Genomic DNA, 5,765 nt, shown 5'->3' on the forward strand with positions numbered 1-5,765 from the left:
TGTTGCAACAGCTTTGAAATGTCTCAGGGTTTCGCAATTTAGAAATGTCACAGCCACGGTCTCGACGGAGCCTCTGTTGGGGCTGCGGAGACCTCACATATCGCAGCAGCCCCAGCAGAGGCGTGGGGAAGGGCGCCTTTGGCGGCGATGTGCAGATCGACGAAAGAGATGCGGCCCCGGCGGCCTTTCGGTCGCGGGATATACCCACCGGCTTCGCTGGCGGTCTTGACAGGACCAGGCCGCAGTTCGTCCTGGCGGGCCTTCACCCAGGCCAGAACCTCCGACAATCGCTTGTTCTCGACGATCGCGGCATGGGTCACACGCTGCTTCTTGTCGAAGATCCGATAGGGCAGGCAAACGCCCTTCCAGCGGATCTCGAGCCGGCCATCGGGAAACTCGTAGGTCTCGACGTACTTGCCCGCCAGGCCAGCCGTCACAGGTGTCTCGTCAAGGATAACTCGCTTGCCTTCGTAGGAGAGGGCCAATTGCTGGGTGATATAGCGCTGTTCACGCCATGCCAGGATCGAGTCGAGCCCATCTGGCGTGCTCTCCAGGGGACGATGCAGGTCCTCCGGCCGGGCCGGAGCCGTCGCGAAACGCTCATTGAAACGCGCGACAAAGCCCGGCAGATAGGCGTTCGCGGCCTCGAGCGTCGAGATGTTTTCGAGCCGCAACTCCTTCACCAGACGGTCCTGCAGGGTGCGGTTCACCCTCTCAACCCGGCCCTTGGCCTGGCTCGAATGGGCGCACAGGATCTCAATGCTCAGCTCCGATAGCGCCCGTCCGAATTGGGTCATGCCTTGGCCTCCGCGAGCCTGGGGCTTCGACACCCGGAAGATCGAGTGTTTGTCGGAATAGAAGGCTAGGGGCCGGCCATAGCTCGTCAAATACCCCTTCAGTGTCTCGAAATAAGCAAAGGCGCTCTCCGAGGGCACAAAGCGAAGCGCCACCAGCCGGCTCGTCGCATCGTCGATAAACACGATCAGCGTGCAGCGCCCGCCGCGATCCTCGAACCAGGCGTGCTCGCTGCCATCAATCTGGACCAGTTCGCCAAAATGGTCGCGTCGGATGCGCGGCTGGTGAAACCGGCGTCGCTGCTTGCGCGACAGCCAAAGTCCGTCCTCGCTCATCCATTTGCGCAGCGTCTCCCGGGAGACGCTCAATCCATGCCGCTCCAAGAGCATCTGGCTCGCAAAGGTCGGCCCGAAATCTCGGTAGCTCTCGGCTACATAAGCCAGGGCAAGGTCGCGCACATGTGGCCCAAGCAAGCGGTTCGACGGACGTCCTCGGGCGCGATGGCGCAGGCCCGCCGCGCCGCCATCTGCAAACAGAAGCGCCAGACGATGCGCCTGGCGTCGCGACACGTCCATCAAACCGGCCGCCGCCGTCATCGTCAGCTGGCCCGACACAACCGACGCCAGCACCTCAGCACGCCGAAGCTCTCGTTCGCTCATCTCCACCCAGCCCATGCCAGACCCCCAAACCCATCAGCCCGGGGAGTGTGACATTCCTAGTTTGCCACGGTGGGACATTTTAGCTTTGCGCCTACAGAGGGAGTAGAAGCCCTCTGCGTTCGCCCAGGCTCCGAGACTTCGTCCGACGCATTGGGGATAGGCTGCGAGGGACCGCTGGCAGGAGCCCTAATCTTGGGCCTTGCGCGCGATTGCGAGGCAGAAGTCGAAAGAAGCCAGCTGAAATCGCCGACTTCCTATTTGTCGCTGCGGAAAACCCCAGTGTTAGGAAGCGAGCGTGGGGGTCAGCGTGGCCATTCGCGCCTCGCGTCATTTGTGGGGGCCGATGCGAGATTGTGTTGCGCCGGAGTGACTCTGCGCCAAAGCGGCAGGAGCATCGCGACGCGCTCGCGGTAGCGTCTGTAGTCGTCGCCGAACAGCGCGATCAGGTCGCGCTCTTCCAGCATGATGCCAACCAAAATGTAGGCGGTCGTCGCTGCGGCGAAGAGCAAATGGCCCTGGCTCATGACGGGAGTAGCCCAGAAGGCGATAATGAAGCCGAGATAGATCGGATGCCGAACAAGCTTGTACAGACCCGGCGTCCTGAATTCGGCTTCCGGCATCCTACGGCCGGCGAAACGCACGAATACCTGCTTCAGCCCAAAAAGCTCGAAATGACTGAACATGAAGGTCGAGAGCAGGACGAACAGCCATCCGAACTGGGAGAGCCCGATCAGAGTCGCCGCCAGCGTCGGATTGGTCACGCTCCAGACGCTCTCCGGCAAGGGCCGCCATTGCCACAACAAGAGCGCAAGGGCCGCCGTTGCGAGCAGCACATAGGTTGGCCGCTCCAGAGCCGGATCGATCCAGCCGAGCCACCAGCGCTTGAACCCTGGACGGGCCATGACGCTATGCTGCACTGCAAAGAGCGACAGCAATGAGAAGTTGACCAGGAGGGCCTGCGCCACCGGAGTTGCCGGCCCGTCGTCGATACCCTTCGGCACAAGAAACCCGCCGACGAAACCGATCGCATATAGAAAGGTCAGGAAGAAGAACGCGTATGAGATCAGGCCATAGAGAAGGATCGGGGTCTTGCGCATGGCTGGTACCTCGGTTGACGCGATGAACGGTTGCAGTCGGCCGGCGTCGCGGTAAAACGCGGTGAGATGTTCGGAGATGGCGCGATGACCGATTGACCTCGGGGCCTTAGCGAACTGCCCTCGACAGCGTTGTCAGGCGTGATACTCGACGATCCGCGGTGCGAATGTGATGGAAGTCACATTCGCAAAGGACTCCTCCACAAGGGGCCCACGAAACGGGCCATGCTTCCCTACGGGATGCTTGAGGCAACCCGGCCCGAGCGCCGCAGCCTTGGCTACGCCTGTACTGGCTCTCCGGAGAAACCGAGACAGTCTCCGGCACCACCATCGCAGAGGCGATGAACAAGGCCGGCTATGGCGGCGGTGCCGCCGGTGCCCTCGACTTCTACAAGGAAGGCGAGGAATCCACCTATCAGTGGGATGGCGCCAAAAAGACCTGGACCCAGAACCCGGAGCCGGCTGACGCCGCCAACTGACGCTGACGTCCGTTCTGGAGTGGCCCAATGCGAGGTCGATCAATCCGATCTCGCATTTCGATCCAAATCGAAATTTGGGCGAACCCAAGAGGGTCGAAACCCCAGAGAAAGGACGTTCGCCATGATAGGCAGACCGCGTTCGACCCGAAAGCCTTCGGCAAGCCCAATCCGGCCTGGACCAAAAAGCGGACCAAGGTCGACAGAGACCTTGAACGTCTGGCGGATCACATCTGCACCAGGACGCCACCGCACAGCTAACGAACCGAAACAGACCTCTACGAGATGATCGTGCGCCGGAACCAGTACGCCATCGCGAACTGGGACCACGGGTATAAGGTCCTCACCGATCGCGTCCACAAACGCCTCATAGAGCGAGACGGCAGCCTCTGGATTGCCAGCAAATAGGGAAGGGCGGCTCGCCTCACGGCAGCCGCCTTTTTCATGCGCAATCCGTCAAACCCTCAGAGGTCGATATCTGCATAATCCAGGTCCGTGCGAACCCGGAAGTTCGCAACCATGACCTCCTTATCGACCGAAGCAAACTCGACCAATTCCTTCATGCCCGGAACGACATAATCCGCATCGACATCCTCCCAGAGCATATTCCCGTTGCCGATCTCGGCATGAAGCCGCTCCGGGAACGTCCACCCCGGAAACCCATAAATCGACCGGCTCGACGGCACCTTCGAGGGATTATGCCCCGACCATTCCGCGATATCCAAGCGCGAGAAACCCTCGAACCAGCGCATGGCATCGACAATCTCACGATAAATCTTATGCGCCCCGTACCGAATGGTATCGAGCTCAAGGAAATCGAAGTTCGCCACACGGACCATCGCCGTGTCGAGGTCGATCTTTCCCCGCGCAAGCGCTCCATGGGTTTGCTCGACAAAATGCAGGCGACGTTCGATCGACGGCCAGACAAGGACGCGCATCCGCTCGCGGTCGATCACAGGGTCGACGTGATACTTCAACGACGTATAGAACTGCTTGGCGCCCTTATAATCCCGCAGATACCGATCAAAATCCTTCGCGGGAAAATCGACGCCGTTGAAGATCGCTCGCTTCATCCAAAGCTGAAGCTCTTCCTCCGAAAATTCCCCGGACGGCGGGTCCGTCACCAGGCCGAAACCCGTAAAGCGCTCGCGCACCTCGGGCGGCGCCTTGGTTTCATCCATGGCGTCCGTAAAGTCATAATCAAGACGAGCAACGCCAGCCTCGCCACGTAGCCGCGTGCGATGAAGCTGCGTCTGCGCTTTGTGGCTCTTCAGGAACATGCTGCGCAGCAGGATAGCATCCTCGGACAAATCGTCCTCGGACGACAATTCCCGCAGCGCCAATTCCATGCTGCTCTGCTGACGAGCCGCGATCGCAGCCAGGTCGAAGGACGGAGGCTTCGCCACTGGTTCCGCAACCAGCGCGCCCTCCGCGACGACCACGTCGACCTCGATCGGAGCGACGACATCCTGCTGTGCCGCGATCGTCCCGCTCAGCAATTCGCGACCGATCTCGGCTGCTGCCTTCGGCGCAACAGAACGGGCAGGGGAGGCGGTGACGGGGGAGACGGTCCCGCTCTGAACCCGCGCATCGACATTGCGCCGCCCACGTTTGGGAAATTGCTTACCTACTGCACGCAAACGACCGGCATCAGTCTTCGCCCGCGATGGACGCGCAGGGCGAGTATCGTCGGGCCCGTATTTGCGTGGCCGACCACGACCGCGCTTCACCGGATCCCCTAATCCCAGAAGACCGTGCTGCGCCGCGACGGCGTTCGCCACCTCGCGATTATAGCGGCCGCCGACCAGCGACATCCTAATCAATCCGACACGCTGGTTCGACGCCGCAGTGATGCGATCGACCTCCGCCATCCCAGCGTCAAACTCCGCCTGGAGACGCGCGCGCGCAGTCTGGCCGAAAACATCGGCCATGCGCTGATACCGCGCCTCCTGCAGATGGGGCCGCTCGGTGCCCCACCAATAATCATAAACTGCCATTGTCGATCCTGAAGCTCGCCCAGGCAAAGCCGGGCAGCCGAATTCGATGCTCATTTTAGCTGAGCCGACTGGTGGCCCGCAAGGCGTAGCCGTATTTTTTGTGCCTCGAAAATTCGATTTATTTCGCCTCGCTTTTCTGACCAGCGGAGCGCTCATCCGGGTTCCGGCGTCAACCGCCTATTCGGATTTTCCCTGCCTCGAATTTTTCGAATATCGATTCCTCGCAAGCAGCCCATTTCGGACCGAAGTCGAAATTTTCACGCCTCGAATTTTTCGGAATTAATTCGCCTCAATGCGCCAGCGATGCGCCAGTGAACGTGAATTTCTACGCCTTAATAATTGCACTTCAATCTCGCTGGCTGGAGCACCGCAATGACGCCTCGTCGCTCATGGTTCGCGATTTTCGATGCCTCGTTTATTGCGCTTTGAATTATAAGGATATCAACGTGCTATCGTCTTTTGGGGCGACATAATCACGCCGTCCCGGAACGATCGAGCCAGTCTCCCAGGCCGGTAACGCCGCCCAAGAACGAGGCGGATATAATCAAAACCGTTTCCGTTTTAGTTCCATAAGAACTCTTATGCGAATCAAACCTGTAGGCGCAAAGCTAAAATGTCCCACCGTGGCAAACTAGGAATGTCACACTCCCCGGGCTGATGGGTTTGGGGGTCTGGCATGGGCTGGGTGGAGATGAGCGAACGAGAGCTTCGGCGTGCTGAGGTGCTGGCGTCGGTTGTGTCGGG

General features: G+C 60.1%; 4 protein-coding genes. 1 reads left to right on the top strand and 3 read right to left on the bottom strand.

Translation table 11 applies throughout. From position 1 onward, the window contains the following. Positions 1–47: 47 nt before the first annotated feature. Together AB4118_RS33820 and mddA are read right to left on the bottom strand one after the other, a co-directional pair. Positions 48–1,469, bottom strand: a complete 1,422-nt coding sequence (locus AB4118_RS33820) for an ISNCY family transposase (RefSeq protein WP_441493867.1) — start codon at positions 1,467–1,469, stop codon at positions 48–50. 287 nt (positions 1,470–1,756) lie between these two features. Further along, on the bottom strand, positions 1,757–2,551 hold the full coding sequence (gene mddA / locus AB4118_RS33825; protein ID WP_441493868.1) for a methanethiol S-methyltransferase: 795 nt from the start codon (positions 2,549–2,551) through the stop codon (positions 1,757–1,759). Between the two features lie 338 nt (positions 2,552–2,889). Between mddA and AB4118_RS33830 the strand changes: the two genes are divergently transcribed. Beyond that, complete coding sequence (locus AB4118_RS33830; RefSeq protein WP_441493869.1) at positions 2,890–3,027, top strand: hypothetical protein; 138 nt, start codon at positions 2,890–2,892, stop codon at positions 3,025–3,027. A gap of 461 nt (positions 3,028–3,488) precedes the next feature. On the opposite strand, the gene AB4118_RS33835 is transcribed toward AB4118_RS33830, so the two are convergent. Continuing rightward, the gene (locus AB4118_RS33835) at positions 3,489–5,021 is read right to left on the bottom strand and encodes a hypothetical protein (RefSeq protein WP_441493870.1); all 1,533 of its coding nucleotides are present in this window, start codon (positions 5,019–5,021) and stop codon (positions 3,489–3,491) included. Positions 5,022–5,765 lie beyond the last annotated feature (744 nt).

Source organism: Allobosea sp. 2RAB26, from assembly GCF_052115465.1.
Taxonomy (GTDB): Bacteria; Pseudomonadota; Alphaproteobacteria; order Rhizobiales; family Beijerinckiaceae; genus Allobosea.

Excerpts from the sequence above, each read along its gene's own strand:
- AB4118_RS33830 (WP_441493869.1), top strand. The coding sequence starts at position 2,890 with ATGAACAAGGCCGGCTATGGCGGCGGTGCCGCCGGTGCCCTCGACTTC.
- AB4118_RS33835 (WP_441493870.1), bottom strand. The coding sequence starts at position 5,021 with ATGGCAGTTTATGATTATTGGTGGGGCACCGAGCGGCCCCATCTGCAG.
- mddA (WP_441493868.1), bottom strand. The coding sequence starts at position 2,551 with ATGCGCAAGACCCCGATCCTTCTCTATGGCCTGATCTCATACGCGTTC.
- AB4118_RS33820 (WP_441493867.1), bottom strand. The coding sequence starts at position 1,469 with ATGGGCTGGGTGGAGATGAGCGAACGAGAGCTTCGGCGTGCTGAGGTG.